The sequence below is a fragment of the Bacillus sp. FSL K6-0972 genome, assembly GCF_037976035.1.
Taxonomy (GTDB): Bacteria; Bacillota; Bacilli; order Bacillales; family Bacillaceae; genus Bacillus; species Bacillus haynesii.
Genome location: NZ_CP150260.1, coordinates 4,339,192 through 4,363,900 on the forward strand (window position 1 = coordinate 4,339,192; position 24,709 = coordinate 4,363,900).

The 24,709-nt window shown below is 44.6% G+C and carries 24 protein-coding genes and 4 tRNA genes; 6 read left to right on the forward strand and 22 right to left on the reverse strand.

The window, feature by feature from the left end:
• The 5 genes from MKX80_RS21940 (at position 1) to MKX80_RS21960 (ending at position 3,978) form a co-directional block, all read left to right on the forward strand.
• Positions 1-309 carry a nucleotide pyrophosphohydrolase gene (locus MKX80_RS21940; RefSeq protein WP_154999246.1) on the forward strand — a complete coding sequence of 103 codons (309 nt, stop codon included), beginning with the start codon at positions 1-3 and terminating at the stop codon, positions 307-309.
• Positions 310-596: 287 nt separating this feature from the next.
• Entirely contained in the window at positions 597-1,499 is a 903-nt protein-coding gene (locus tag MKX80_RS21945; RefSeq protein WP_268314178.1) for an ABC transporter ATP-binding protein, read from the forward strand.
• Complete coding sequence (locus MKX80_RS21950) at positions 1,496-2,233, forward strand: ABC transporter permease (RefSeq protein ID WP_154999244.1); 738 nt, start codon at positions 1,496-1,498, stop codon at positions 2,231-2,233. The genes MKX80_RS21945 and MKX80_RS21950 overlap by 4 nt, the downstream gene beginning before the upstream one ends.
• A 6-nt stretch (positions 2,234-2,239) precedes the next feature.
• Positions 2,240-3,379 carry a sensor histidine kinase gene (locus MKX80_RS21955; RefSeq protein WP_268342618.1) on the forward strand — a complete coding sequence of 380 codons (1,140 nt, stop codon included), beginning with the start codon at positions 2,240-2,242 and terminating at the stop codon, positions 3,377-3,379.
• Positions 3,376-3,978 carry a response regulator transcription factor gene (locus tag MKX80_RS21960; RefSeq protein ID WP_154999242.1) on the forward strand — a complete coding sequence of 201 codons (603 nt, stop codon included), beginning with the start codon at positions 3,376-3,378 and terminating at the stop codon, positions 3,976-3,978. The genes MKX80_RS21955 and MKX80_RS21960 overlap by 4 nt, the downstream gene beginning before the upstream one ends.
• A gap of 662 nt (positions 3,979-4,640) precedes the next feature.
• On the opposite strand, the gene MKX80_RS21965 is transcribed toward MKX80_RS21960, so the two are convergent.
• The 4 genes from MKX80_RS21965 to MKX80_RS21980 all read right to left on the reverse strand — a co-directional run bounded on the left by MKX80_RS21965 (position 4,641) and on the right by MKX80_RS21980 (position 9,381).
• Positions 4,641-6,614, reverse strand: coding sequence for a hypothetical protein (locus MKX80_RS21965; RefSeq protein WP_182069649.1), 1,974 nt, complete (start codon positions 6,612-6,614; stop codon positions 4,641-4,643).
• A 343-nt stretch (positions 6,615-6,957) separates the two neighbouring features.
• Positions 6,958-7,314, reverse strand: a complete 357-nt coding sequence (locus MKX80_RS21970) for a hypothetical protein (protein WP_154999240.1) — start codon at positions 7,312-7,314, stop codon at positions 6,958-6,960.
• Positions 7,311-8,006 carry an ATP-binding cassette domain-containing protein gene (locus MKX80_RS21975; protein WP_154999239.1) on the reverse strand — a complete coding sequence of 232 codons (696 nt, stop codon included), beginning with the start codon at positions 8,004-8,006 and terminating at the stop codon, positions 7,311-7,313. The genes MKX80_RS21970 and MKX80_RS21975 overlap by 4 nt, the downstream gene beginning before the upstream one ends.
• 994 nt (positions 8,007-9,000) lie before the next feature.
• Complete coding sequence (locus MKX80_RS21980; RefSeq protein ID WP_154999238.1) at positions 9,001-9,381, reverse strand: lactococcin 972 family bacteriocin; 381 nt, start codon at positions 9,379-9,381, stop codon at positions 9,001-9,003.
• A gap of 424 nt (positions 9,382-9,805) precedes the next feature.
• Between MKX80_RS21980 and MKX80_RS21985 the strand changes: the two genes are divergently transcribed.
• On the forward strand, positions 9,806-9,931 hold the full coding sequence (locus tag MKX80_RS21985; RefSeq protein WP_268314185.1) for a hypothetical protein: 126 nt from the start codon (positions 9,806-9,808) through the stop codon (positions 9,929-9,931).
• 785 nt (positions 9,932-10,716) lie between these two features.
• On the opposite strand, the gene rlmH is transcribed toward MKX80_RS21985, so the two are convergent.
• From rlmH to MKX80_RS22075, 18 genes are all read right to left on the reverse strand, one after another.
• Entirely contained in the window at positions 10,717-11,196 is a 480-nt protein-coding gene (gene rlmH / locus MKX80_RS21990) for a 23S rRNA (pseudouridine(1915)-N(3))-methyltransferase RlmH (protein ID WP_043929011.1), read from the reverse strand.
• Positions 11,197-11,276: 80 nt separating this feature from the next.
• On the reverse strand, positions 11,277-11,435 hold the full coding sequence (locus tag MKX80_RS21995; protein WP_003177948.1) for a CxxH/CxxC protein: 159 nt from the start codon (positions 11,433-11,435) through the stop codon (positions 11,277-11,279).
• A gap of 199 nt (positions 11,436-11,634) precedes the next feature.
• The gene (locus MKX80_RS22000; protein WP_268293845.1) at positions 11,635-12,111 is read right to left on the reverse strand and encodes a DUF4234 domain-containing protein; all 477 of its coding nucleotides are present in this window, start codon (positions 12,109-12,111) and stop codon (positions 11,635-11,637) included.
• Between the two features lie 430 nt (positions 12,112-12,541).
• The gene (locus MKX80_RS22005) at positions 12,542-13,060 is read right to left on the reverse strand and encodes a GNAT family N-acetyltransferase (RefSeq protein ID WP_268342617.1); all 519 of its coding nucleotides are present in this window, start codon (positions 13,058-13,060) and stop codon (positions 12,542-12,544) included.
• A 30-nt stretch (positions 13,061-13,090) separates the two neighbouring features.
• Positions 13,091-13,561 carry a hypothetical protein gene (locus MKX80_RS22010; protein WP_154999235.1) on the reverse strand — a complete coding sequence of 157 codons (471 nt, stop codon included), beginning with the start codon at positions 13,559-13,561 and terminating at the stop codon, positions 13,091-13,093.
• A gap of 258 nt (positions 13,562-13,819) precedes the next feature.
• Positions 13,820-14,665, reverse strand: coding sequence for an S-adenosyl-l-methionine hydroxide adenosyltransferase family protein (locus tag MKX80_RS22015; RefSeq protein ID WP_216930152.1), 846 nt, complete (start codon positions 14,663-14,665; stop codon positions 13,820-13,822).
• Between the two features lie 289 nt (positions 14,666-14,954).
• Positions 14,955-16,166 carry a trypsin-like peptidase domain-containing protein gene (locus MKX80_RS22020; protein WP_326166923.1) on the reverse strand — a complete coding sequence of 404 codons (1,212 nt, stop codon included), beginning with the start codon at positions 16,164-16,166 and terminating at the stop codon, positions 14,955-14,957.
• Between the two features lie 82 nt (positions 16,167-16,248).
• Complete coding sequence (locus MKX80_RS22025; RefSeq protein ID WP_003177960.1) at positions 16,249-17,043, reverse strand: MBL fold metallo-hydrolase; 795 nt, start codon at positions 17,041-17,043, stop codon at positions 16,249-16,251.
• A 14-nt stretch (positions 17,044-17,057) separates the two neighbouring features.
• Positions 17,058-17,906, reverse strand: a complete 849-nt coding sequence (gene yycI, locus MKX80_RS22030) for a two-component system regulatory protein YycI (protein WP_234112493.1) — start codon at positions 17,904-17,906, stop codon at positions 17,058-17,060.
• Positions 17,893-19,257, reverse strand: a complete 1,365-nt coding sequence (gene yycH, locus MKX80_RS22035; protein WP_154999230.1) for a two-component system activity regulator YycH — start codon at positions 19,255-19,257, stop codon at positions 17,893-17,895. The genes yycI and yycH overlap by 14 nt, the downstream gene beginning before the upstream one ends.
• On the reverse strand, positions 19,247-21,091 hold the full coding sequence (walK, locus tag MKX80_RS22040) for a cell wall metabolism sensor histidine kinase WalK (protein WP_154999229.1): 1,845 nt from the start codon (positions 21,089-21,091) through the stop codon (positions 19,247-19,249). The genes yycH and walK overlap by 11 nt, the downstream gene beginning before the upstream one ends.
• A gap of 7 nt (positions 21,092-21,098) precedes the next feature.
• Complete coding sequence (gene yycF, locus MKX80_RS22045) at positions 21,099-21,806, reverse strand: response regulator YycF (protein WP_154999228.1); 708 nt, start codon at positions 21,804-21,806, stop codon at positions 21,099-21,101.
• Positions 21,807-22,218: 412 nt separating this feature from the next.
• Positions 22,219-22,291, reverse strand: a tRNA-Phe gene (locus MKX80_RS22050).
• Positions 22,292-22,313: 22 nt separating this feature from the next.
• A tRNA-Asp gene (locus MKX80_RS22055) sits at positions 22,314-22,390 on the reverse strand.
• Positions 22,391-22,478: 88 nt separating this feature from the next.
• A tRNA-Glu gene (locus MKX80_RS22060) sits at positions 22,479-22,550 on the reverse strand.
• A 7-nt stretch (positions 22,551-22,557) separates the two neighbouring features.
• Positions 22,558-22,633 (reverse strand) — tRNA-Lys (locus MKX80_RS22065).
• An 81-nt stretch (positions 22,634-22,714) separates the two neighbouring features.
• The gene (locus MKX80_RS22070; RefSeq protein ID WP_268332985.1) at positions 22,715-23,128 is read right to left on the reverse strand and encodes an NUDIX hydrolase; all 414 of its coding nucleotides are present in this window, start codon (positions 23,126-23,128) and stop codon (positions 22,715-22,717) included.
• Positions 23,129-23,190: 62 nt separating this feature from the next.
• A complete protein-coding gene (locus MKX80_RS22075) occupies positions 23,191-24,483 on the reverse strand; it encodes an adenylosuccinate synthase (protein ID WP_020453621.1) in 1,293 nt (430 codons plus the stop codon).
• Positions 24,484-24,709: the final 226 nt, after the last annotated feature.

The following is a 24,709-nucleotide window of genomic DNA, read 5'->3' on the forward strand; positions in this document are numbered from 1 at the left end:
ATGAGTGATATCCAAAGCCTAATCAACGCAATCAACGAATTCAGAGATGAACGAAACTGGAGGCAATACCATAACCCAAAAGACCTCGCCATCTCAATCTCCATCGAAGCAGCAGAGCTGCTCGAAGACTTCCAATGGATCAGCAGTGAAGAAGCAATCAAAACCAATAAAGAAAACATCCGTGAAGAAATCGCGGATGTATTGATCTACTCTTTCATGTTATGTAACGATCTTGGACTGGATGTCAAAGAGATTGTGGAAGAGAAGATTGTGAAGAATGGGAAGAAGTATCCGGTTGAAAATAAATAGGATACTCCTTGTCATTTTTAAGTAGAGAGAGCTTCTTTTACAATTGAAGACCGCTCTCTCTATCTCCATGGTGCGTTGATTATTATGGCGCCCTGCTCGGTTATCTTACCGAAATCCCCCTACTTCATTTGCTTTACACCCTTCGATTCTTTCTGCACCGTTCGCTGGCTCCCTGTTATTTAAAAAAAATGACATTTGTCATCCGATTTTCATGACATCACTTACTAAAATCCGCCTCCCTCAGCTTATACAATGAAATGAGTAAACCAGGAGGTGGTCTGTAAGCCATGAGCAATGTTGTGAGCTTGACGAATGTGACAAAGACATTCCGCCAAAAAACGGCGGTTGATCAGATAGATTTTTCAATTAAAAAAGGAGAAATTGTAGCCATTCTAGGGCCAAACGGGGCCGGGAAAACAACAACGATTTCTATGATATTGGGGCTGTTAAAACCGACGTCAGGCAACATCACATTATTCGGTTCCATGCCGCATGAAAACCGGGTGCGTGAAAAAATCGGCACGATGCTGCAGGAAGTCAGCGTCATGCCTGGTTTGCGGGCAGGTGAAATCATCGAACTCGTTAGGAGCTACTATCCAAAGCCTCTATCCTTTCAAAAGCTTAGAACGTTGACAGGTTTGACAGACAAGGATTTAAAAACACAGGCGGAAAAGTTGTCCGGCGGGCAAAAACGGCGTCTCGGCTTTGCCTTGGCGCTTGCCGGTGATCCAGATTTGATGATCTTCGACGAACCCACGGTCGGCATGGATATCACTTCAAGAAACCGCTTTTGGCAAACGGTTCAATCGCTCGCAGAGCAAGGAAAAACGATCATTTTTTCTACACACTACTTACAGGAAGCAGATGATGCCGCGCAACGAATCTTGCTGTTTAAAGACGGCAAGGTAGTTGCTGACGGGACGCCGCTCCAAATAAAATCAAGAATATCGAAGCATTCGGTTTCATTTATAGTCGATCCGAAACAGTCACTCGAGAAACTGTGTCAGCACCCGCAAACCGAACAGATTTTTCGTAAAAACAACCGGGTTTACATCGACACGGCCAGTACGGACAAAATATTGGAACTCATTTTCTCAGAAAAGATCGGCGCTTATGATATTCAAATTGAACGCGGAAATCTTGAAGAGGCATTTCGCCAACTGACAGGCAAAGGAGACGATGTAAAATGAATGTATTTCAGATGCAGTGCCGAATGGAAATCAAAAGAATGCTTAGAAACCGCTATTTTGTCTTTTGGTCATTGGTCATGCCGATTGCTTTTTATTATATTTTTACAAATGTCGTCAATACGAATGCTCCGGACCCTGCGGCTTGGAATGCGCATTATTTAATGTCGATGACAACATTCAGCGTCATGGGTTCTTCGATCATGACGCTCGGCATCCGCATGGTTCAAGAACGCACCCAAGGCTGGTCGACGTTCATACGCGTAACGCCTCTTCCCGACCACATTTATTTTATCGCTCAAATGGCGGGGCAAAGCGTCATTCATATTCTTTCGATTACAGTTATCTTCTTAGCCGGCGCCTTGATCAACGGCGTTTCTTTATCTCCATTGGAATGGTTCTTGAGCGGATTGTGGGCCCTGCTTGGCTCGCTCCCGTTTCTGGCGATCGGGACATTGATCGGGATGATGAAAAAAGTGGATACAGCAGCCGGAATCAGCAATGTGTTGTATATGGGGCTCGCTGTATGCGGAGGGATGTGGATGCCGCTTGAAATTATGCCGAAAATGATGCAGAATATCGGCTTTTGGCTGCCGTCCTATCATTATGGCAGCGGTGCTTGGGAAATCGTTCGAGGCCAAATGCCAAACTGGAAAAATATTCTCGTCCTATTCGCCTATTTAGTCGTTATTATGCTACTATCTAAATATATAAGAAGAAAACAAGAAGCGGTGTGAGCAAGAATGAAAAAAAACTTCAGCATGTTTCCAAAACAGTACGGCTTTTTTCCCTATATCTTTTTAATCTATTTACTGCTGCCTATTTCTTATTTGACAAATCAAACCTCGGGGATCAAACAGCTGATCGGTTTTGGACTCGTGCTGCTTTTCTTGGTGACGTACCGCCAGCTTTTTTTTATTTCGCCGCAAAAAAAATTATTTACTTATTGGCTGACCATCCAGCTTTCGATCATTTTGATCTACACTGTATTTTATGATATCAACTTAGTCTTTTTAGGTTTTTTTTCAGCGAACTTTATCGGCTATTACCGGGAAAAAAAGACGTTCCGGCGCGGGCTTGCCAGCCTGGTTGTTGTATTGGTCGCCCCTTTTATCTATCATCTGCTGAATGATCCGTCACTGCAAAACCAGCTCTTTTATTTTCTGCCCTTTCTCGTGATTATGCTCATTTCACCATACGGCATCCGCTCCATGAACCGCCGTATGGAACTGGAACAAAAGCTTGATGAGGCAAATCAGCAAATTAAGGAACTGGTCAAGCGCGAGGAGCGTGTACGAATCGCCCGCGATCTGCATGATACACTGGGCCATACTCTCTCACTGCTCACATTAAAAAGCCAGCTCGTCCAGCGTACCATCGCCAGCGATCCCGAACGGGCGCGAAAAGAAGCAAGAGAAATGGAAACCACATCAAGAGCAGCCTTAAAACAAGTCCGAGAACTCGTGTCTGATATGAAAACGGCAACGATCGCAGAAGAGCTTATCCATATCCAGCAAATCCTGCGGGCTGCAGACATCACATTCGAATACATAGGAGATTCCGATTTTTCAAATATCTCACCTGTCACACAAAACATTGTCAGCATGTGTATACGCGAAGCCGCCACAAATATCGTCAAACACAGCCGTGCCACCCATTGCACCATTTCCATCCCTCAAACAGATGAAAAAATAAGCATTACCATCAAAGACGATGGAATGGGGATGGATCAGCAAACACCATTTGGAAACGGGCTGCGTGGAATGAAGGAAAGACTTGCATTAATCGATGGCGCTCTCGACGTTTCAACCCATAACGGCACGGTTTTAAGCATCGCCGTTCCGATTGTAAAGAAAGCTGAACGAAAGGAAACAATCCAATGATTCGTTTATTTATTGCCGAAGACCAAAGAATGCTGTTAAGCGCACTGGGGGCTTTGCTAGATCTTGAAGAAGACATGGAAGTGATCGGCCAGGCGACTAACGGCGAAGAAGCGCTCACCGCAATTCTGAAACTAGAACCGGACGTCTGTCTTATGGATATCGAAATGCCCGTCAAAAGCGGCTTGGAAGTGGCTGAAGAGCTGACGAATCGAGGATCAAGAAGTAAGGTTATCATTTTAACAACATTTGCCCGCCCCGGCTACTTCGAACGCGCCGTCAAAAGCAATGTCCACGGCTATCTGCTCAAGGACGGAGAAATCGACGACCTCGCAGACGCCATCCGAAAATGCACGGAAGGCAAGCGAATCTTCAGCCCGGAACTCACCTTTGATGCCATCCGCAAAGTAAACCCGCTCACCGAACGCGAACAGGAAATCCTGCGATTGGCGGCTTTGGGAATGACGACGAAAGAAATTTCTAAGGAGCTCTTCTTGTCGTCAGGGACCGTCCGGAATTATATTTCTGAGATTATGCAGAAGCTGGATGCGAAAAACCGGATGGAAGCGGCAAGGATTGCGGAGGGGAAAGGATGGATTTGAGTGGGGTCTTGAGATAAGCAGCCATGGTACGATGGGCTTTTAGGGGCTTTGACATTGGCCTTATAGCTTATCAACTAGCTCCTTTTAACATTCACACTCCCGTTTTAAGATATATTTCCTTAGTCGATTAATTCAACAGAAATTTTCTTTTGGTTGTTCAATACCTATTTTTGTCGCTCTTTTCTCTGTATCACTCAGTGATAAACCTTGTTTGATTGGAGTCCAATACTCATATGCATACTCGGCATCCCATTCAATCCATTTAGAAACCTACCTTACTAAAATCTCGTCACCTGTGTTGACATAACAACGGCTTATCTTTTATACATACTCTTAATATGATTAAGCTCTGTCTTATCCTCTCCTTTTCGAAATCAATACAACCATTTTCTTCAACTATTTTTATTAGTCCTTCTTGAAACGATTGACAAAATTCAGCTTCTTCATTTATAAGCTTTGGGTTAAAAATACTATTCAGAAATTTCTCTTTCCCATCTGTAATAATCACCGTATAACTAATATCTCGAAAATTATTCGCTCAGACCAACCAGAGTGCCGCCCATGATCCCGGGCGAAAGACGAACGGTCCTTGCCTTCAAGCACGGACCGACCGCCAATTGCTACTGAAAAGCCCTGGGCTTCATCCAACATCTTACCTCCGGTCAAATTCGCCGTTTGCTGACTCTATCGAAACACCAACGTACAGCAAACAGATGACTCAGCGGCACAACAAGCAACCCATACACCGCGGCCACTAGTACAGCCCCTATCTCATCAGGCCTTTGGAGCAAAACAACAACGCCCACAAGACCGATCCCAGCAAGCATTTCTTTGGCTACACGGCTCCGGAGAATCCGTACCCATGACTGGCCTGCCACCCGCAGCGGGAAGTCACGCTTCGCCTGCAGCAGCGCGGTTATCAATGCACTAATCGCAGCAGCGACAGTGAAGGCAATAACCAATGCAATCAGCGCAAGATTCAACAACCATACAACGTACGCTGCGAACTGCGCGCGGAGAATCCCCTCTTCGGCAACATAGACAACTTTCAGTTCGCCGTTGATATCTCGATCACGCAGCGCCTTCACGTCAAGGCCGTGTTTCTCTAACAATTCCTGCGTAGCTGTTACACCAGTGAATACGATGTTGCTACCTGAGACCATGGAAGTCAAGGCAGAATCGTTATAGGTATCGTAGAGCGAGGGCACGACAACAACTAGGACATCGTCCGCAAAGTGAAGTCTTTCCCCTCCTCCTCCTTGGGCTACCGGCAACCGGAATCCGTCAATCGGCCGCAAGAACTTGAACTTACCGAACTTCTCATCGGAAAGCTCTTTCCTCGACAAAAGCTCAGCCTCTTCTCGAATCATTTTGACAAGCCCTTTTGGAATGCTATGATAAGGCACCTTTGTAACAGCAGGTTGTGGTGCATCCATGGTCACCATATCAAGCCAACGCTGGTTCACGTAAGAGATGGCCGAGTACTCTCCAAAATCGACTGGCATTGGCATTTCTTCAGTATATGTGTAGGAAAAAGCTACCTTATCAAGCGATTCCGCATCCTTTACCAGTTTACCAATCTGCGGCTCCATGTGATTCATCTCGTCAACGTCTGTCGCAAACACAATCGCGACTTGATCTGCGAGTTTCTTCCACTGAGCCATTTCAGCAGCTATAGCTGAGGAATGTTTGTATGCGGACCAAGCAGGTCCAGCCGCAGCTACCACCAGGAGGAACGTTAACGCCTGGATCACGATGGCAGCTGAACGCAAGCTTTTAACCGCAGGTTGTCTGGTGGCGATCATGGTAGCGCTAGGCCATGCGGAAGCTGACATGACCAGCGTAGCCAACAGGGATACGGTAATAACAGCGATCTGCAGACTGAACAACGCCTTAAGGAAGGTACCGACATATATCCAGCCATGAAACAAACCTACGTAGCAAGACGCAACCAGTGCTACAGCAACCGCCGAAACCAGCAGCGCACCCCCAAAACCGGCCAGGTCCTGCACCTGAATCCGCGAGGTCGGGCACCCGCCCAGAACCCGAAGGGCACGCCCACGCGCTCTTAACGACAACCAGAACAACGCAAGCGCTGCAATCAGCGCAAATGCTGCAAGAACGGCGGCAGCAAATCCTCTTTCTCGCACAACGAATTCAAGGCTTTTAAAAATTGACGCATCCCCGCGACCGACCTTCACGCCTTCACTATTCAGCGTGTCCTCGAACTCGCTCAAGTGAGCCTTTTCACCGGTCACGAGATAGAACCCATCGGGGTAGGAGGTTTCAAGCCGGTCCTTACCGACAATCTTGCCTGCACCATCGCCGCCAAACCAAGTAAATTCGTCGGGCAGATCTCTATCGTTAAGTGCTACGAAGACCTGGCCATCGCCGTCGCTTGCAAGGTCTGGCGCAACCTTGACCAGCCCAAGATCCCAGCGCGCATCGAGCTTCTCCAGCTTCGCAAACGCTTCAGTAATAGAAAGCCCTGATTCGCTGAAATCGAGGTTTAACCTGCTCTCGACACCAATCGCCTGAGGAAAGTCTCGATCATATAGGTCGGTGATGATCGCCGCCAGTAGCGCAAGCAGTGCAAACAACGCGCCCGCGACAGCCACTATAATACGTTTATACACAAGCTTGACCTCCAAGAACTATATGAAAATTGCCATGCTAAGCCCCGGCGAACACAACCGGTATCGCCGGGGACTGGCGTAATTGCCTCGATTAACAGGTAATGTTCCCCCTTCATTTCATTCCTCCTCATTTATTCAACTATTTTTGTCAATATTTCTACTCCTCTACTCGCTTATCTCTGCCTTCTATCAATTCTCCAAGGGCCCATATTAAAGCCTAGCCAGCGCCTCGTACTTGGCGTAGTTGTCTGCATCAGGTTCGTACCGCTTGGCAAAACGGGGAGCTAGGCTTGCCGTAAGCAGCAGGAAACGGTTACACCGAGTGAATTTTATGGAAGTTGAGTTAGCGCTTCACCAGGTGCACTGGGACCCCAAACCCGTCGCGGCGGCTGAGCAGGTCGGAGATTGCGTCATGCTCGGATCTTGAACCATAGCTAACCATGACCAGCCCTCGGTTCTGGTCATCAGGACACGGCTTTCCTACTTCGACCGTAATGTCATCACCCAACGCTTTAATCTCCTCGACGAGGTCTTGATGTCTGGCAAGCGCTGCATTGGCCTCTGTTACGTTCGGCAGCTGATCGCACGGCGGATGAGTGTCTCTCGACACTGTGATCCATCCGTTTAAGAATGCAACTGTTCCAACTACAAGCAATAATCCGACGACGACACCGATTATGATCTTTGTGGCTGATTTCATGAGGAACCTCCTAAGTTGCCGGGTTCGCTGGTCGACACTTGTTTTGACGAACTGTTGGTACCGACCTCATGCCGAGCACCACACGCGTTGATCATCTCAGAGTCGTGCGTCGACACAATAACCGTGCGGCCACGTGCAGCGAAGTCCACAAACAGATCGATGACCTTTCGCCGATTGGTTGAGTCAAGCGAGGCGGTCGGCTCATCAACAAACAGGAATGCAGCGTCCTTGTAGATGGCACGAGCCAGTGCGAGTCGCTGCTTTTCGCCCCCACTAAGGTGGCTAGCCAACTCGCCTTCTCGACCCTGAAGACCCGTCTGCTCGAGCACCTGCGCCAACCGCTCTTGATTTCCCGTGACACGCCGTCCAAGGATGCTCGCCTGCATGGTGACATTAAATGCCACCGACTCCTCATCCATAATGCCGTAATCCTGAAGAATGAACGCCGCATGATCACGCCAAAACCGTCGCCGCGCCGCAGTACCGTAGCTAGTGACATCGTGTCCGTCTATCAAGATGCGTCCCTGATTAACCGGGAGCAATAGTCCGAGGCAGTGCAAAAGTGTAGTCTTTCCACATCCGCTTGGACCAACGAGGGCTGTCATGACCCCTGGTGGGCACTGAACGGTCTCACCGTCAAGCACGGTCCGCCCACCAATTGCTACTGAAATGCCCTGTGCTTCAATCAACATCTGTACCTCCCATCAAATTCAACGCTATAAAAAGCGGCACTCATTTATTCCATTCCTCCTCATTTACTTAACTATCTTTACTCTTCAAGCCGATTAATCATCACCCACCTATCACATTAATACGGGAACGGTTTTCTCTCTTTCTTGTAGACGGTGTCGTGACATACTATTTCTTCTTCGTCAGAAACATTAATTCCTTTATAACTAGCAAATTTCACTTGTTGTACCATAAGTAACCTATTGGCTGCCGGGGCACAAGGAATTTGTTTCTTGTCAAATTTTCTGAATAATGGCCGGCATCAACACTAAGCCTGGAAAAGTAGAGGATTGCACCACATAACATAACTTACTGCTAAGGCTACCAAGATAAAACCACAAAATTAAATGGACCTATTATTTCCCAAAAACTTATTAGTTGCATTTTATGTTATTTTCCTCAGATATGCACTATCTTTTGAGGAGATGCTTTGGCAGTGCACCAAAGCATCTCCTTTGTATATAGATACATACTATGATGGGAATATAATATTTTTTAAAAGAAATTTAATTTAAAAATTTAAGAATAAATACTTTTGACGCATAAAGTGCTGCGCCCCTCAAAGCGGGGTATTACCCTACTGAATTTCCAGAGTTTTATGAAACTTTGCAATCACCGAAATAAAAAACTATCAATCGGTAAGTGCTTCTGGGTAAATTGCTCCCGCATCGACACGGTAGTGGGCGAAAAGACAAGCTAACTTAATTGGTAATCCAAACCTAAAATCCGGTATGTCCTTATCAAAATAAAAACAGTAGATATAGATTTAAATCTCTCGAAAATAACGGCCAGCGGAAACCTCGATTTCATAGGTAGGGATGCCGTCAGCAGGTGCAAGAAGTGTAAACAACAAAGCCCGCGACATCCACTATAATACGCTAATACAAAGCGGGATCTCCCAGAACTTTCTGGATCTCGCCATACTAGCCCCGTTGACAGCAACCGTTTTCCCTTTGATTAGTTGGTGCGATAGTAGTAACGTCCCTTAAGACCAGGTGAGTTTATGGCTCCGACATAGGCATTAGAGTAGCGGCCCGCAGCCGTATCAATGCTTCTATTCGTTTTATCCACTTTTCCATCGATGAGCTTTTGCACTGTCGAGCCGTGGACCTTTGTCGGGTGGTTGTACTCAGAACGGAGCCCGGCGTTTACGAATCCATACCTCCATGTTCCACCTTCCGATGGGTACTGGTAGTGATAACCCGGATTCACCCACGCAAATGCAGGCACCGTAGCGCCTCCTACCAAAGCGATGGACATTGTCAACACGGCGAGCGTCGCTTTGATTGTTCGAGTCAAAGGTTTCCTCTTTTTTTTCTCATACAAATAATTTTTCATTATTTCATTCCTCCTCATTCATTCGACTAATAAATTTACTCTATAAGTTAGTTTGTCACCGCCCACATACCGTGTCGATGCGGGAAGAGTTTTTTCCCTCGTTGGCGGTGCCGTGATCATGACTCTTCTTTGTCACTAGGCATCAATTTTTTCCTCCATGACCACCCCTCGGTCCGAGATCATTTGGTCACGACTTGTCCACTTCGACGAAATACTGTCACCTAGCATTTTGATCACCTCCTCAATACCCTAATGGCTGGCAAGCGCCACAGTGTCCTTTACTGCATTCGGTTAGTGACCGAATGGCAGGTGCATGTCAGAAACCTCCTAAAAAGTCTGTTGAAAAACCAATTTTTTTTAGTTCGGATTAGACAGAAAATAAAAGATCAAGCAAAACAGAAAAATCGTTACGGAAGCAGATAAAATGGGAAACTCAGCGTATCGAAAAAGAGTCAAACAAATGGTGGAAGAAGTCAAAGAAGCGGATGCCAAAGATGAAGAACTGCTCTCTCTTCCCGAAGACGATCCGCCGCAAAATTCAATATCGTAGAAATCGGCTTGCAAAAGCCTATGCGGCATTACAATATTCGGAAGAACGCACACCTGAAGAAAATCGCCAACGCTACAAAGATCTAATCAATTGTACTGATTAGCGTCCCGTAACCTGTCTCCAAAAACCTATAATTCACAAGTCGTTGTTAAAGGCATATGATTTGGCTTAGAAAAGAATAACAGCAGCAGCGTCCGGATGCTTGGGACAGTGTCCTGGTTAATATCGGGACAAAAACAGGTGAAACGCCAAACAACGACTGCGGATGCCGAACACTATAGTCCTGAAAACACCCTTCCACAGAAACAAATCAAACAAGATACCTAAATGAGGGCAAACAAAAGAAGAACCCATGTGACAAAAGAAGTTTTTATTTGGGTCCGGGGGCCCTAACACTAATCTCTTTAACTCAAATTAACTAATTTTATAATAATTGTAAAACAAAACTGATTCAAGAGGTTTCCTAATTTTTTAAAAAATTTGGTCAAATTTTCTTATTTTTGCCATAGTATATATTTATTAGAGAATTTAGAATAAATAATTAGATTATTTTCCCATCCTATTTATATAAAAATGGAAATTTTCATATCTATCTTCCTTTAAATGCTTAATTGATTGAGAAAATTGTAGACTGTTTTAATGTATTCTTATGTAGAAAATTGTTGGGGATTTTATTTGAGAAGGCTATTAAAAAAAGACAAGCCTAATTGCCTGTCTCCTGAGAAATTGTAATGTTTCTACTATTTTTAAGGTAATAATGATAAGCTCAAATTTAAAATTTTCCATCACTTATGATAAGGCTCCCCCCGATTAATCCGAAAAGCCCGATAAACCTGCTCGAGCAAAATCAGCCTCATCAGCTGATGCGGGAACGTCATCTTCGAAAACGACAGCTTCTCATCCGCGCGCTTCAGGACGGCGTCGCTTAAGCCGAGCGAGCCGCCGATGACGAAGGTTACCTTGCTCTTTCCATATGTGGCGAGTCTATCCATATTATCGGCTAATTCTTCCGAACTTTTCATTTTTCCTTCGATCGCCAGGGCGATGACGTGGGCGTCGGGGCTGATTTTTGAGAGGATTCGTTCGCCTTCTTTGTCTTTGACGATTTTCATGTCCTGGTCGCTTAAGTTTTCCGGCGCTTTTTCGTCCGGGAGTTCGATGATGTCGACTTTTGCGTATGCCGAAAGCCGTTTTATGTATTCGTCGATTCCTTGTTTTAAATATTTTTCTTTTAGTTTTCCGATTGCTACGATTGATATATTCACAGGTCATCCCCACTTTAAGAACAAGTTATTAAGATGCATTATCCACAATTGTGGATAAAGGTTGTGTATTTAGTGTCCGATCATTCGTTCCCCACTATATATACTGCAGGCTTATCGCACAATTCACAGGTTGTGGATAAACTGTGTGTATGTTCGATTTTTCTGATTTCAGGGGCTAATTCTTCCTCATCCACATACATGTCAATGACGGTTTCAATATGTTCTTCACAAGACTTCATAAAAGTCCCTCCAATATCTGTATCATTGGGCTCTTTTATAAAAAAGCTCCTTATTCAATATACCCTATTTATGCACATGTTAGTAGGTTTTAGCATGACTTCGTGTGGTTATCCACAAGCTTTTATATTCCTCTGGATAACTCTGTTCTCCCTAAATAAAAAAACACCAGCTAATCTCGCTGATGCTTTGATCTTGTTTTTATACTGCTTCTCTTTTTTTCTGAACAACTAAAGAATGCTGATTCGTGATATGCTGCAAATATGAAACGTTAAGAATGAATGTCCAAAACACGTTAACCGGCTTTTCTGCCAACCCAATAAACGCTTTTCTAACCTTAAATACGCTAACTAGATTTATCGTCCAAAAAAGGAGAAATGAGAGCTGCGGAAGAAAGCTGTGTCCGGGGCGCAGCGGGAGAAGCAGGATGCTGTCGCTGTATGGCAGCAGATCTCCTCCTTGAAATACAAAAGCTGACCAAAATGACTCCAAAATTGAAAAAACGCTTAACAGCAGCGTCACTTTAATGGCGACATACGGGAGCTTAATCTGGCATCGTTCTAAATTCTTTCTTCTTGAAAGAAACCAATACGGGATGTATATGCCAGACGTTATGATTGTTAATAACACCGCATATATGGGTTTTATTTTCGGAAATTCTTCTAATTCCTTACTCATGCTGAAACACTCTTCTTTCCTTAAAACTGTTCTTCCAGGTCTATTTATCCTTGTCATCTATACTTTTCCACTTTCCATATCAAAATGTACTATATTGAATCCAATAAATCAAAATCCATTGAAGTATTAAATTGGGATTTTATTAGGTATATGGATTCTTTTTTTTGACTGGAATAAAAAAACTGTGCCCTTTTTCCTGTTCCTTATTTCGTGTTCATCTGCAGAAATTCGACAATCAATAGGACATTATTCGTCATATTTTTACCTTTGTAATATGCAATCTGTCATTGCGTAACATAAAGGGGTTCTATCGAATCATTTTGTCTTTTTTTCGTTATTTTTCGTATCTCTCAATTAGGAATAATGACACGCTATGTTCCATGTGGAACATTGAATATGAAAAAAGATCAAAGCTTTCACAGCTTTGATCTTACAGTCTCTTGCTCATACGCAAATCCGTCGTCTCGAAATTCATTTTTTCATATAGTCGCTTCGCTTTTTTATTATGGGCGAATACATGCAATGACAGTTTTTTGACTCCTAATTGCTTTGCCTCCTCTTCTAAGACGGCTAAAGCCTGCTGGCCGATTCCCTGGCCGCGGTACGCTTCATAAAGCCCGAAATCGTAAATAAACGCTTCCTTTTGAGGATGGTGAGGGTCAGCGTAGATCCAAAGCCAGCCTGCGGCATCCCCGCTGTCATTCATGATTGACCATAGATGATGGTTGATCGTTTCAATGCCGTTGGGCAAAAGGGCTGCAAACTGCTCTTCTGCTTTCTCCATCGCTTCCGCCACTGTCCATGTGCCCGCTTTTACTTTCTCCATGGCGTAATGCTGGATGGAATAGGTCTGGTATGTCTTAAAGTCCTCTTCCTTCATTGGCATCAAACGGATTGCCGGCTTTTTTTTCGGTTTGTTCAAGTCAATTTTAATTTTCGATTTCAACATCAAATTGTACTTCACTTCCTTGTTTATTGATCATGATGCTTTGCTCAGCCATTCGCTTTTCGGCTCGGAAAGTTTATTGATTCTGTGCTGAATGTAAATGACATTCAAAAGGAACGCGAAAATCGATCCATTCGCAAGTTCTTTGCCTGAGAGCTTGTTTAATGAAGCAGTCACCACCAGTGCGCAGTAAATCAAAACACCTGCGGACAGAATCAAAATCACGCGGTCGAGCAGCATATAAAGGCTGTAATGCATATCAGGAAAAGCGATTTTTGCTGATATTCTAATTGGAATAGAAAATAAATGATAAAATATGATAGCTTTTAACGTGGTGTAGGGAATATCATGATAAGGCAGCAAATCGAAGCTTTTTTTCCTGGATAGAAACCAGTATGGTATGTAAACCCCCAGTGTGATCAGACATAGCACAAAAACGGACAAGATACTTCTGCTCTTTACATTAGACAGCGTTTTCAACGCAGTCTGCACATTGTCGTTCATATCATTCCTCCGGACACTCGTTTTCCAAACAAATGAATTGAATGAATTTTTTCATAGCAGCGGCACACCCCCTCAATATATTCTTTTCTCTGGTTTTAGACAATATGACTTAGGTACCAATATGACAAAAGAACTATTTTTTGGAGAAGGTTGCTGTCTTCACGATTAGCTGAAAAATGTGTGACAACCGTTTTTATGTCATAAGAATGACACAAAAGCAAAGAGCCTGAATGGAAATTCAGGCTCTTTTGTCTGCCGCTATTTATTTTTTCGAAGAGAAACCTGCCAGTTAATGCCGGTGCCAATATGGTATGTTTCGGCAAACGATCCTTGGTTGAGGGCAATGCCTAAGCGGTCTAATGAATTGATATAAACAATCGGCTTGCCTACCGGCATATCGGCAAACGACCGGCCAAATGCCATCGTTTGCTGGTAGACTTTTGTGTCCTCATGCTTAATGACGACTTCTACAGGATCTCCGTATTGAACATCAAGTGACTTGAAAAGCGTCCGGCTGATATTCGTCCAAAGGTTTCCAAACCGGACATCTAAAACATCGATCGTTCCGGTTATCCAATCATTTTCGATGTACGCTTCCATGACCGGCAGTTTGACGATGGAATCTATAGAAACTTCCGGACCGATCCGGTCGAAGCTGACAATCCCGGCTGCCAGTCGTGCCCCGGTGTAGGCGTAAATGTCGCGTCCATGGAATGTATGTGATTCGCCTGATTTCGGAAGCCTGTTTTGCGCTTCATCAAGATAGCGAGCCTCGGCAATTCCATTTTGCCGGCTCATATGGGTGAGTGTTCCGTTGTCTGGTGTGATGATATATTGATTGGAAGAGGTTCTAACTGCGACGCTGCGGCGTTCTGAGCCGACCCCTGGATCGACGACCGACACGAAGACAGTGCCTTCAGGCCAATAAGAAACGGACTGCAGCAGCCGATAGGAAGCCTCCCAAATGTGAAAAACGGGAATGTTGTGCGTCAAATCAAAAATCCGGAGTGAACTGTCAACCGAATAAGCCACACCGTACATCGCATTTACCGCCCCGTCATCAAGGCCAAAATCAGATTGTAATACAAGTGCATGCTGACTCATTCTATCTCCCTTTCCGCCCTGATTTTTTCAAACTCCGCAGCCATTTGTCAGAATATTAAAATCATCATATCGTACGCGAAATTGAAACGCAATATGATGCTTTGTCCATTTTTTACAAACTGCAAATTTTTATTGAGCAAAAACTTGGAATTCACATCCAAAAATCCGGTTATTTACCCGGAAAATCTTATTTTTCTCTCCAAATATCCCATTTTGGCCTTTTGACGATCATTCCTAAGGTGGGTCATAATAAAAAAACAGCCCGGCCGTATCAGCCAGACTGTCTTGATCAGCTTCCCAATTGGGATCGGGACAGCTTTACTTCTGTTGTTCTTTCTTTTCCGCCCCTCAGGTATTTGATTTTCACCTTATCGCCGACGTTTTTGGTGTAAAGCTTTTTACGCAGATCAACGATATCGTAAACGCGGTCACCGTTGAATTCGACGATGACATCAAGCTCTTTCAAACCGGCTCTGCCTGCAGGAGACACCGGCTGAACGCCCATCACAACAACGCCTGATGTTACGTTTTTCGGCAGTTTAAGCGTTTCCTGCCAGTGGTAGCTTGCGATGTCGCCAAGTGATTTCATCTCAATTCCGAGGTACGGCCGTCTCACTTCACCGTACGTTTCCAAATCTTCGATAACCGGAATGGCAAGGTTGGCCGGAATGCTCAGGCCGATGCCTTCGACGGCTGATTCAGCGATTTTCATCGAATTAATGCCGATGACTTTTCCATCAATATTAAACAGGCCGCCTCCGCTGTTACCCGGGTTAATGGCAGCATCCGTCTGCAATACTTCGGCATTCCAGTCCGGCTGTCCGTCTCCGTTTGAGTCGACCGGAACTGCACGTTCGGTTCCTGAGATGATACCTTGTGTAACAGATCCTGAAAACTGCAGGCCGAGCGGATTTCCAATCGCGATGACAGGTTCTCCTGTCTTCACTTTATCAGAATTTCCAAATTCAGCAGCAGCTTTTATTTTATTGCTGTTGACTTGCAGGACGGCCAGATCCATCAGTTTATCACTGCCGATCAGTTTTGCCGGTATCCGTGTTCCGTCATTCAGGCTGACTTCAATTTGGGACGCCCCTTCAATGACATGGTGGTTGGTCACAATGTGGGATGTGTTGCCGTCCTTTTTATAAATAACACCCGATCCTGTTCCCGCTTCGCTGTCACCATCCCATACACCTGTCTTTTGGATGTTGATAACGCCGACAACAGAATCAGAAACCTTAGAGACCACCTGTGTGACTTCATTATTCACGTTGACGGAAACATTGCGGACCGCACCGCCCTGCTGAGCTCTTTGACCTCCGCGCTTTTCGATGACTTGCAGATTATACGGCAGCCATCCCTGCTGCGAGAAGTACGGCAGGGCAAACACTGTTAAAATAGCGCCGATAACGGCGCCGACCAGGCTTGAAAACAAAAAGCTTTTCCAATTTCTCACCGGCTTTTCCCGTACGAATTTTTCCTCATCATGATTAAACTCCACTATATTCAAATCCTTTCAAGGAACGATATATGTATATAGTGTGGATCATCTGCCCGTAGATTAATCATTCAATCAGGAAAATTTACACCGCTACGAGAGGTGTCGGTTTCTTAGGATCGGTATCATATAAGTCAAACGTTTCTCCTGCCGCAAATCCTTTGGCAGCCAACGTTTGTTGCACGGACATTCTCGCCAGCTCTTTCATGTTGTTGTCCTGGCTTAAATGAGCCAAATAAATTCTCGATGTCTCATCACCGATTACATCGGTCATTGCGAGTGCCGCATCCTCATTGGATACGTGTCCGACGTCGCTTAGAATCCGGCGCTTGATGTTCCACGGATAGCGGCCCATTTGCAGCATGCCGACATCATGATTGCTTTCAAAAACAAAAGCGTTTGCCGAGCGGATGATGCCTTTCATTCTGTCGCTGACATAGCCGGTATCCGTAATCAAAGCGAGCTTTCGGCCATTGTAATGAAAAACGTAGAACATCGGCTCTGCGGCGTCATGGGATACCCCGAACGATTCGACATCGAGGGAGCCGAATGACTTTACGGTTTCCATTGGAAATACGAACTTTTGGCCGTTATCCATTTTACCGATATGCCCTTCCATCGCCTTCCACGTTTTTTCATTGGCGTAAACGGGCAGCTCATATTTTCTTGCCAGCACGCCAAGCCCTTTTATATGATCACTGTGCTCATGCGTAACAAAAATGCCGTCAAGCTGATCAAGCTTTCGATCAATTTGCGCCATCAGCCCTTCCATCGCCTTCCCGCTAAGTCCTGCGTCAACTAAAAAAGCGTGGTCATCGGTTTCCAAATATAAAGCATTACCGGTACTCCCGCTCGCAAGTACGCTAAATTGCAGGCTCATGGTTTCTCACTCCATTATGATTTTTCCTTTTTCTCTTGTGATTGAAGAAGCGCTCCGTCCCGTGCATCCACGATAAATTCTTCGAGAATGGTTTTATCGTCCGTTTTGCGCTCCACTTCGATCCGCCAAACGGGCACGAAAATTTGAGCGCTTGCCAGCGGATACTGCGTAAAATAGCCAAGCTCGGCTGATTTAATTTTGCTGTACTTCTTCAAATAATCCGGGTAGTACAAAGCTTCAACCGCGCCGACTGCAGAGATCAGATTTTCCGTTTTGACTTCTTTTATATCCTGCAGCATTGACTGCTTATAGGAAACGACTTCGTTTTTATTATTCAGGTACAGAACGACTTCGCCCATCTCGTTGTTATCATCATTTTGCCGGTCCTGAAAGATATAATTTCCATTATAAGTTTGGAAGAAAACGATCTGTTTTCCGGTCTTATCGACTTTCCAAAGCTTGTACTTGCTGCCGTCGATAATTTCTTCGTTCACGATTTCCCTTGCTTTTGTCTTCATATCCGTTTTCGGAAGCGCAATGGGTGTTTCAAATTCCATTTCTATTTCCGTCAAAGCGTCTTTTTTTGCATTACTCATTAACGCTTTCGGCTTTTGCCCTTTTAACGATTTAATCTCGCTCTGTTTAAAGACTCGCTTTTGTGCAGAAATTGAGGAGCCTTTTGACGTCTCTTTAGACAAATTGCCGTATGCAATATGGTCTGCTTTCATATCTTCCTGCAGCGTTGATTTTTCTAAAATCGGAAACTGATTGTTGCTACGCTTATCAAAGTATTGAAAGGCCAAAAAGATATCAAGGATGAGGAAGACGATAATGAAGATTGTTTTTGTTCTATTCCACTCCATTTTCAATGCCCTCCTTCACCGCTGAATCCTTCTTTGATACCGGCTTTATCGTACCGTTTATTTTAATGCACCAAGTCGGCACAAGTTTTACAAGAGGGTCTTGTTCCTCTGATACTGAGACCATTTCATAGGCAGGGAAAATTTGCTCAATCTTATCAAAATCATACTCTTCATTCTCTTGCAGGAACTGAATCAATTCTTCTCCGCTCATGATTTCTTTATCCGTTTTGCTGACCGGATTTGCGTTTGCGCCCAAGACATATGTTGGGTGTTTATAATCCAATATGTCGTTGTTTGCCCAGCGAAGTTCAATCGATGTCGTTCCGAAAGGCTGGTTTTGGCTGTTAACGACCGGCAGCTGATCCATAAACAGATTAAAGTTGATCTGCTGATTTTCATTCAAACCGAAAAATTGATAATCATCCGTCCAGCTTCCCGTGTCGTTTAGATATTTAAAGCTTTTATTGATCAGCTCTCCATTTTGATAAGAAGAACTCGGTTCCAGGTTGCGGTGCTGGAACTTAATCTGTCTGTTGTTCGAGTAGACCTCCAAAAGACTTGTTCCATCCGTATATACCGGTCTGTTTAAGTTGGTTTCCTGCCGGACGGTTTGCGGATCATCAAATAAAGCTTTTTTAAAACGCGTCGGGCTGATCGTTTCTGTAAAATACTCTTTTTCAGACAGCTTCAGCCTGTTAACTGGAAGCAAGACATCTCTGCGCGAATTAATTGCAAAGTCCTCATAAAGAGGCATCTGCGATTTTTCTTTTTCAATATCTGAAAGGATGTTGCGGTAATTTGCCGATTCAATCACCGCTTCAACAACCGTCTCTTTGCTGAAAGATACAAAGTAGATCTTTTTCATGCCCCGTCCTTCATTGAAAGGAAGAACGATTCTGTCAAAAGAGTTGTATTCATAAGAATTGGCGGACCATTTGAAAAGCGGCTGCAGCACATCGATTGGAATATTGTCGCTAAAGACGAGATCCAATTTGGATTCTTTATTTTTAGCGTACAGCCAGTTTTTGAACTGCTGCCTGTCAAATTTGTCCGAGATATCTTTTAACGATTTGACTTCCCATCGGCTCATGTCATCCCAGAGTTGAGAATAGAGCGTCGTATCATTCAGCAAATAATGCTGTCCATTCTCATGAATGAACATTTGCTGCGGTTTGACGGCTTCATTTAACAGCTTTGTCTGGTTTGTAATCGGCTGTTTGTCGCTGACCTGAGCCTGTGAATCTTCCACTTTTTCGTAATTCCCCTGAAATCCCCAAATATTAAAAGTAAAAAGAAGACTGATCAAAACCAAAAGGGACAGTATTATCGTTTTAATTGTTTCACGCTTCATCCCAATCATCCTCTTGTTCTTCTTTATACGGCAGGGTAAATGTGATCGTTGTTCCTTTTCCTTCGATACTGTCGGCCCAGATGTCGCCGCCATGGGCTTGTACCATTTCTTTTGCAATCGCAAGACCGAGCCCCGTACCGCCGAGTCTTCTTGTTCTGGCTTTATCTACACGGTAGAAACGCTCGAAGATCTTCTCCATGTCTTTTCTCGGAATGCCGACACCTTCGTCTTTGACACTGATATAAAGAAGCTCTTCTTCTTCATTTACAGCAACAGAGAACGTGATATGGCCTCCTTCAGGGGAATATTTCAATGCATTTGAAATGATATTATCCAGCACTTGCGTAATCTTGTCCGGGTCGATTTCAACATACAATTCTCTATCCGGCAGATTGCTGATAAACTCAACATGCTGCTCTTTCGTCATTTCAAAGCGTTCAATAATCAATGAGAAGAAACGGATAAAATGAATCCATTCTTTATTGAATTGATAATCCTTGCTGTCAAACTTTGAAAGCTGCAGCAAGTCGTTGACAAGCCTGATCATACGCTCTGTTTCATTCTGTGTCACATTCAAGAATCGCGGCGCAATGTTTGGATCTTGCCATGCGCCTTCCGCAAGCGCTTCTAAATAGCTGCGCATCGTTGTGAGCGGCGTTCTGAGCTCGTGGGAGACATTTGCCACAAACTCTCTCCGCTCTTGATCAATCTGCTCTTGTTCTGTGACATCGTAAATAACCGCAATTAACCCGTCGATCTTTCCGTGTTCTTTTTGGATGACTGAGAAATTGACACGGAGCACAGACGTCCGTTCTTCCTGTTCAATTTCAAGAAGCAGTGAATCCTGCTGTTCAACCAAATCTTCAAACGTATATTCGTCTTCAAGGCCGAGCAGTGAGGTGATCGGCATTTCCAGAGCCGTTTCACGTGAAACATTTAGAAGCTCCAGCGCCGGCGTATTAAGCAAAATAATCGCGCCATTGCGGTTGGTCGCGATAACCCCGTCTGTCATATAGGCAATAACAGAAGATAGTTTCTTTCGTTCGCCTTCTGTCATGGACTGAGCTTCTTTCAACTCTCTCGTTAAATAATTAAACGTTGTGGCCAGCTGGCCGATTTCGTCGTTTCCGTACTTCCTGACTTTTCTTGAGAAATTTCCTTTCGCCAGTTCAATGGCCTGCTTTCTCATATCTGACAGCGGATGTGTAATCGTTCGCGCGACAAAAATCCCGAGGAAAGCAGTGATTCCAAGCGCAATAAAAGTTCCAGACGCTAAAATGGTGTTGATCGTCCGGATTTGATTGTAGACATTATCCATCGATGCCACGACGTAAATGGCCCCGATTGTCTCTTGATTCGATTTTTTAATCGGCGTGACTGAAATCCGCACTTTGCTGTCCCGCTCCGGGTCAAAAAATTTATTTTCGTACGGAATACCGACAAGCAGTGTCCTTTTAATAATGCCCTCTGTTGTCTTTTTCCCCGCCACCTCCCGGTTATAAGGATTGGAGGTCGCGATGACTTCATAGCTTTTATCAATCAGACTGACTTCAAGAATTTCGCCTTCCTTGCTGAAATCATTTAGAATCCGCTCTGCATCTTCTTTCAAGGTAGTCGAAGAAGACGTGCTTCTATCCTTCGTCATTTCCTGTTCCAGATAATACGAAAGGTTGTTCACCCGCTGGTCAAGAGAGTCATTATATGATTTAAGAAGTGACTTCTCCATCTCATTGACAAAGTAGACGCCGATAATCTGCATGGCAACGATAATCAGCAGAACGTATATTAAGGTAAACTTAAAATGAATCGAGCGAAAAAAACTGACTTTATTCATTTCGGTATTAGTCCTGTTCCGGATTTCTCAAATAGTAGCCGACACCGCGCCTTGTGACGATCCAGCTTGGGTGACTCGGATTATCCTCGATTTTTTCGCGAAGGCGTCTGACCGTAACGTCAACAGTCCGTACATCCCCAAAATAGTCATATCCCCACACGGTTTGCAGGAGATGCTCACGCGTCATGACCTGTCCGATATGTTTTGCAAGGTAATGCAGCAGTTCGAATTCCCGATGCGTCAGCTCGATTGTCTCGTCCCGTTTTGAAACGACGTAGGCATCCGGGAAAATGACAAGCGATCCGATTTGAATTTCGTTTGAAGACGATTCTTCTTCGGCAGGAGCCGCTGTGTTCTGTCTTCTCAAGTTCGCTTTGACACGCGCCAGCAGTTCGCGGGTACTGAACGGTTTTGTCACATAGTCGTCAGCGCCCAGTTCAAGGCCGATGACTTTATCAATTTCCGAATCCTTTGCTGTCAGCATAATGATGGGCATATCATATTTTTTGCGGACTTCACGGCACACTTCCACACCGTCTTTGTTAGGAAGCATGATGTCGAGCAGAATCATATCAGGGTTGAGATCCTCAACCATCTGAAGCGCTTCATTGCCGTCATATGCGCAATGGACATCATAGCCCTCTTTTTTCAGATTAAACTCTAAAATATCAGCAATCGGTTTTTCATCATCTACAACTAGTATCTTTTTTTCCATTATTCATTCCTCCTGGTTCAGAGTTTGGATACAGCCAACGAATGGCTGTCTATGTTTTATATCAAGTACACTGCATGTCGTAATTAAAAAAACACTTTCTAGAAAAGAGATTTCTTATACATTATAACGTTTATGAAGCAAAAGTTAAAAAAATAGTTCAAATGAAAACGTTTGGAAATTAAATCCACGCGCTATTTTTCCGCTTTTATCACAACAATTAAATTTTTGTGACTTTTTTTACTGAAAAATGAAACATCTTTCCCTTCAAGACCGTCTATATAGTAACGTCTTCTTCTTCGGCCGGGTTACCGGCCTCCCTTTTTTTCTCCTTTTTATTCCTTCAGCATTTTATTTCCTTGATTTCAGCTAAAAGAAAACGCATCTGCTTAAAAACAGACGCGCTTTTTTAGAGTGGCTCGGGACGGAATCGAACCGCCGACACACGGATTTTCAGTCCGTTGCTCTACCAACTGAGCTACCGAGCCGGGTATGTAACTTTTTTATAAATGGCGGTCCGGACGGGACTCGAACCCGCGACCTCCTGCGTGACAGGCAGGCATTCTAACCAACTGAACTACCGGACCTTGCATGATTACAGTACCTGCTTCGGAGAAGAATCGTGGTCTCCTCCGGAGCAAGCGGGGATTTAGCAATAACGCTAAAGTAAATCAATGACCCGTACGGGATTCGAACCCGTGTTACCGCCGTGAAAGGGCGGTGTCTTAACCACTTGACCAACGGGCCAGGGAAATGGTGAGCCATGAAGGACTCGAACCTTCGACCCTCTGATTAAAAGTCAGATGCTCTACCAACTGAGCTAATGGCTCGTTTCGTTGTTTTCGCAACAACGAGATTTATATTATCATAGAACGAACAGAAGTGGCAATATATTTTTTTATTTTTTTCTATTATTTTTTCCCTTCGTGATGATACTCCGCCCCTTCGCGATTCAGCCAGTGCATGATTCCATTCGGATGGAATACAGACAACAGCCGGTCAGCTTCATGAAGCGGCATCCACTTGGCTTCAACAATGTTCTCGTCAAACGTGATGGCATCCGGACGGTCGGTGATCCGGGTCCTGAAGACGTTGAAATATACATGCTCGCTACTGATCACCGCTTCATTTATAGCTAAAATATCAAGAGGCTGAATTCCGTAGCCCGTTTCTTCCTTCATTTCTCTCGCCGCGGCTTCTGTCAGCGATTCTCCAGCTTCCACCTTGCCGCCCGGCAACGTCCGCGATTGATTTTTCTTATTTTTCACCATCATAATGTTTCCGTTCTCTTCCGCGAATGAATATATAACATCGACACGTTCCACCCGTCTGCCCTCTTCTCATTGAAAAACAAAGCCCCTGCGGACTGCAGAGGCTCTTCTGGAATTTAGTTTGGACGATAAACGCTTCTCACCACATTTGTTTGAGAGCGGTCAGGACCGACTGAGAAAATGGAAAGCGGAATGCCTGTCAGCTGAGAAACTCGCTCAAGGTAATGGCGGGCATTTTCAGGCAGGTCGCTCAAGCTTTTCGCTCCTGTGATATCTTCGGTCCAACCCGGCATTTCTTCATAGACAGGTTCACATTCAGCGAGCGCTTTTAAGCTTGCCGGGAACTCTTCCAGGATCTCGCCGCGGTATTTGTAAGCGACACAGATTTTCAATGTTTCAATACCGGTCAATACGTCAATTGAATTTAATGAAAGGTCGGTAATTCCGCTGACGCGGCGGGCATGACGGACAACCACGCTGTCAAACCAGCCGACGCGGCGCGGGCGCCCAGTAGTTGTTCCGTATTCTCGGCCAACCTCACGGATTTGGTCTCCGATCTCATTGTTCAGCTCTGTCGGGAACGGCCCGTCTCCGACACGCGTTGTGTATGCTTTCGATACACCAACGACATGCTGGATTTTTGTCGGTCCCACACCTGAGCCGATCGTCACGCCGCCGGCGACAGGATTTGAAGACGTAACAAACGGATATGTCCCTTGATCGATATCAAGCATAACCCCTTGCGCCCCTTCGAATAAAACGCGGCGGCCGTCATCAAGCGCGTCGTTTAAGACGACTGACGTGTCGCAGACATATTGTTTGATCTGCTGGCCGTACTCATAGTATTCGTCTAAAATGTCTTCTATTTTAAACCCTTCCGCATCGTACATTTTTTCTAGCAGACGGTTTTTTTCTTCCAAATTGCGGGCGAGCTTTTCTTCAAAGACCTCCCTATCCAACAGATCGGCGATGCGGATTCCGACGCGAGCGGCTTTATCCATATAAGCCGGGCCGATTCCTTTTTTCGTCGTGCCGATTTTATTGGCCCCTTTCCGCTCTTCTTCGACCGCATCAAGCTTTAAATGATACGGCAGAATGACATGGGCCCTGTTGGAGATTCTCAAGTTGTCCGTGCTGACGTTCCGCTCATGAAGATAAGCCAGCTCCGTCACCAATGCTTTCGGATCAACAACCATTCCGTTGCCGATCACACACGTTTTATCCTTATAAAAAATACCGGATGGAATCAAATGCAGTTTGTACGTTACCCCGTTGAATTTAATTGTATGTCCTGCGTTATTTCCGCCTTGGTACCGTGCGATTACCTCTGCGTTTTCGGAAAGGAAATCGGTGATTTTGCCTTTTCCTTCGTCACCCCACTGCGTACCTACAACAACTACTGAAGACATATCCGTGCACCTCCGTTAACCTTTTCAAACGATATCAATATCAAACACATTCAGTTTATCAGTGTCATGCCGTAAAGTCAATCGGAAATCCGAACATTAATTTTAACACAGAACATTTTTGTTCGTTATTATAAAGCAAATTTCATATATTTTCTTTTTAATAGGCAGTCTGTAAGTTAAATCTTAAAAAAACCGTTTTTCTTGGACAAAGATACATAAAAAACCG

Excerpts from the sequence above, each read along its gene's own strand:
- MKX80_RS21970 (WP_154999240.1), bottom strand. The coding sequence starts at position 7,314 with ATGAAATCAGCCACAAAGATCATAATCGGTGTCGTCGTCGGATTATTG.
- MKX80_RS21950 (WP_154999244.1), top strand. The coding sequence starts at position 1,496 with ATGAATGTATTTCAGATGCAGTGCCGAATGGAAATCAAAAGAATGCTT.
- MKX80_RS21945 (WP_268314178.1), top strand. The coding sequence starts at position 597 with ATGAGCAATGTTGTGAGCTTGACGAATGTGACAAAGACATTCCGCCAA.
- MKX80_RS22000 (WP_268293845.1), bottom strand. The coding sequence starts at position 12,111 with ATGAGTAAGGAATTAGAAGAATTTCCGAAAATAAAACCCATATATGCG.
- MKX80_RS22015 (WP_216930152.1), bottom strand. The coding sequence starts at position 14,665 with ATGAGTCAGCATGCACTTGTATTACAATCTGATTTTGGCCTTGATGAC.
- yycI (WP_234112493.1), bottom strand. The coding sequence starts at position 17,906 with ATGGAGTGGAATAGAACAAAAACAATCTTCATTATCGTCTTCCTCATC.
- walK (WP_154999229.1), bottom strand. The coding sequence starts at position 21,091 with ATGAATAAAGTCAGTTTTTTTCGCTCGATTCATTTTAAGTTTACCTTA.
- MKX80_RS22075 (WP_020453621.1), bottom strand. The coding sequence starts at position 24,483 with ATGTCTTCAGTAGTTGTTGTAGGTACGCAGTGGGGTGACGAAGGAAAA.
- MKX80_RS21995 (WP_003177948.1), bottom strand. The coding sequence starts at position 11,435 with ATGAAGTCTTGTGAAGAACATATTGAAACCGTCATTGACATGTATGTG.
- MKX80_RS21940 (WP_154999246.1), top strand. The coding sequence starts at position 1 with ATGAGTGATATCCAAAGCCTAATCAACGCAATCAACGAATTCAGAGAT.
- MKX80_RS21960 (WP_154999242.1), top strand. The coding sequence starts at position 3,376 with ATGATTCGTTTATTTATTGCCGAAGACCAAAGAATGCTGTTAAGCGCA.
- MKX80_RS21980 (WP_154999238.1), bottom strand. The coding sequence starts at position 9,381 with ATGAAAAATTATTTGTATGAGAAAAAAAAGAGGAAACCTTTGACTCGA.
- MKX80_RS21985 (WP_268314185.1), top strand. The coding sequence starts at position 9,806 with ATGGGAAACTCAGCGTATCGAAAAAGAGTCAAACAAATGGTGGAAGAA.
- MKX80_RS21955 (WP_268342618.1), top strand. The coding sequence starts at position 2,240 with ATGAAAAAAAACTTCAGCATGTTTCCAAAACAGTACGGCTTTTTTCCC.
- yycH (WP_154999230.1), bottom strand. The coding sequence starts at position 19,257 with ATGAAGCGTGAAACAATTAAAACGATAATACTGTCCCTTTTGGTTTTG.
- yycF (WP_154999228.1), bottom strand. The coding sequence starts at position 21,806 with ATGGAAAAAAAGATACTAGTTGTAGATGATGAAAAACCGATTGCTGAT.
- MKX80_RS22010 (WP_154999235.1), bottom strand. The coding sequence starts at position 13,561 with ATGAACGACAATGTGCAGACTGCGTTGAAAACGCTGTCTAATGTAAAG.
- MKX80_RS22025 (WP_003177960.1), bottom strand. The coding sequence starts at position 17,043 with ATGAGCCTGCAATTTAGCGTACTTGCGAGCGGGAGTACCGGTAATGCT.
- MKX80_RS22005 (WP_268342617.1), bottom strand. The coding sequence starts at position 13,060 with ATGTTGAAATCGAAAATTAAAATTGACTTGAACAAACCGAAAAAAAAG.
- MKX80_RS21975 (WP_154999239.1), bottom strand. The coding sequence starts at position 8,006 with ATGTTGATTGAAGCACAGGGCATTTCAGTAGCAATTGGTGGGCGGACC.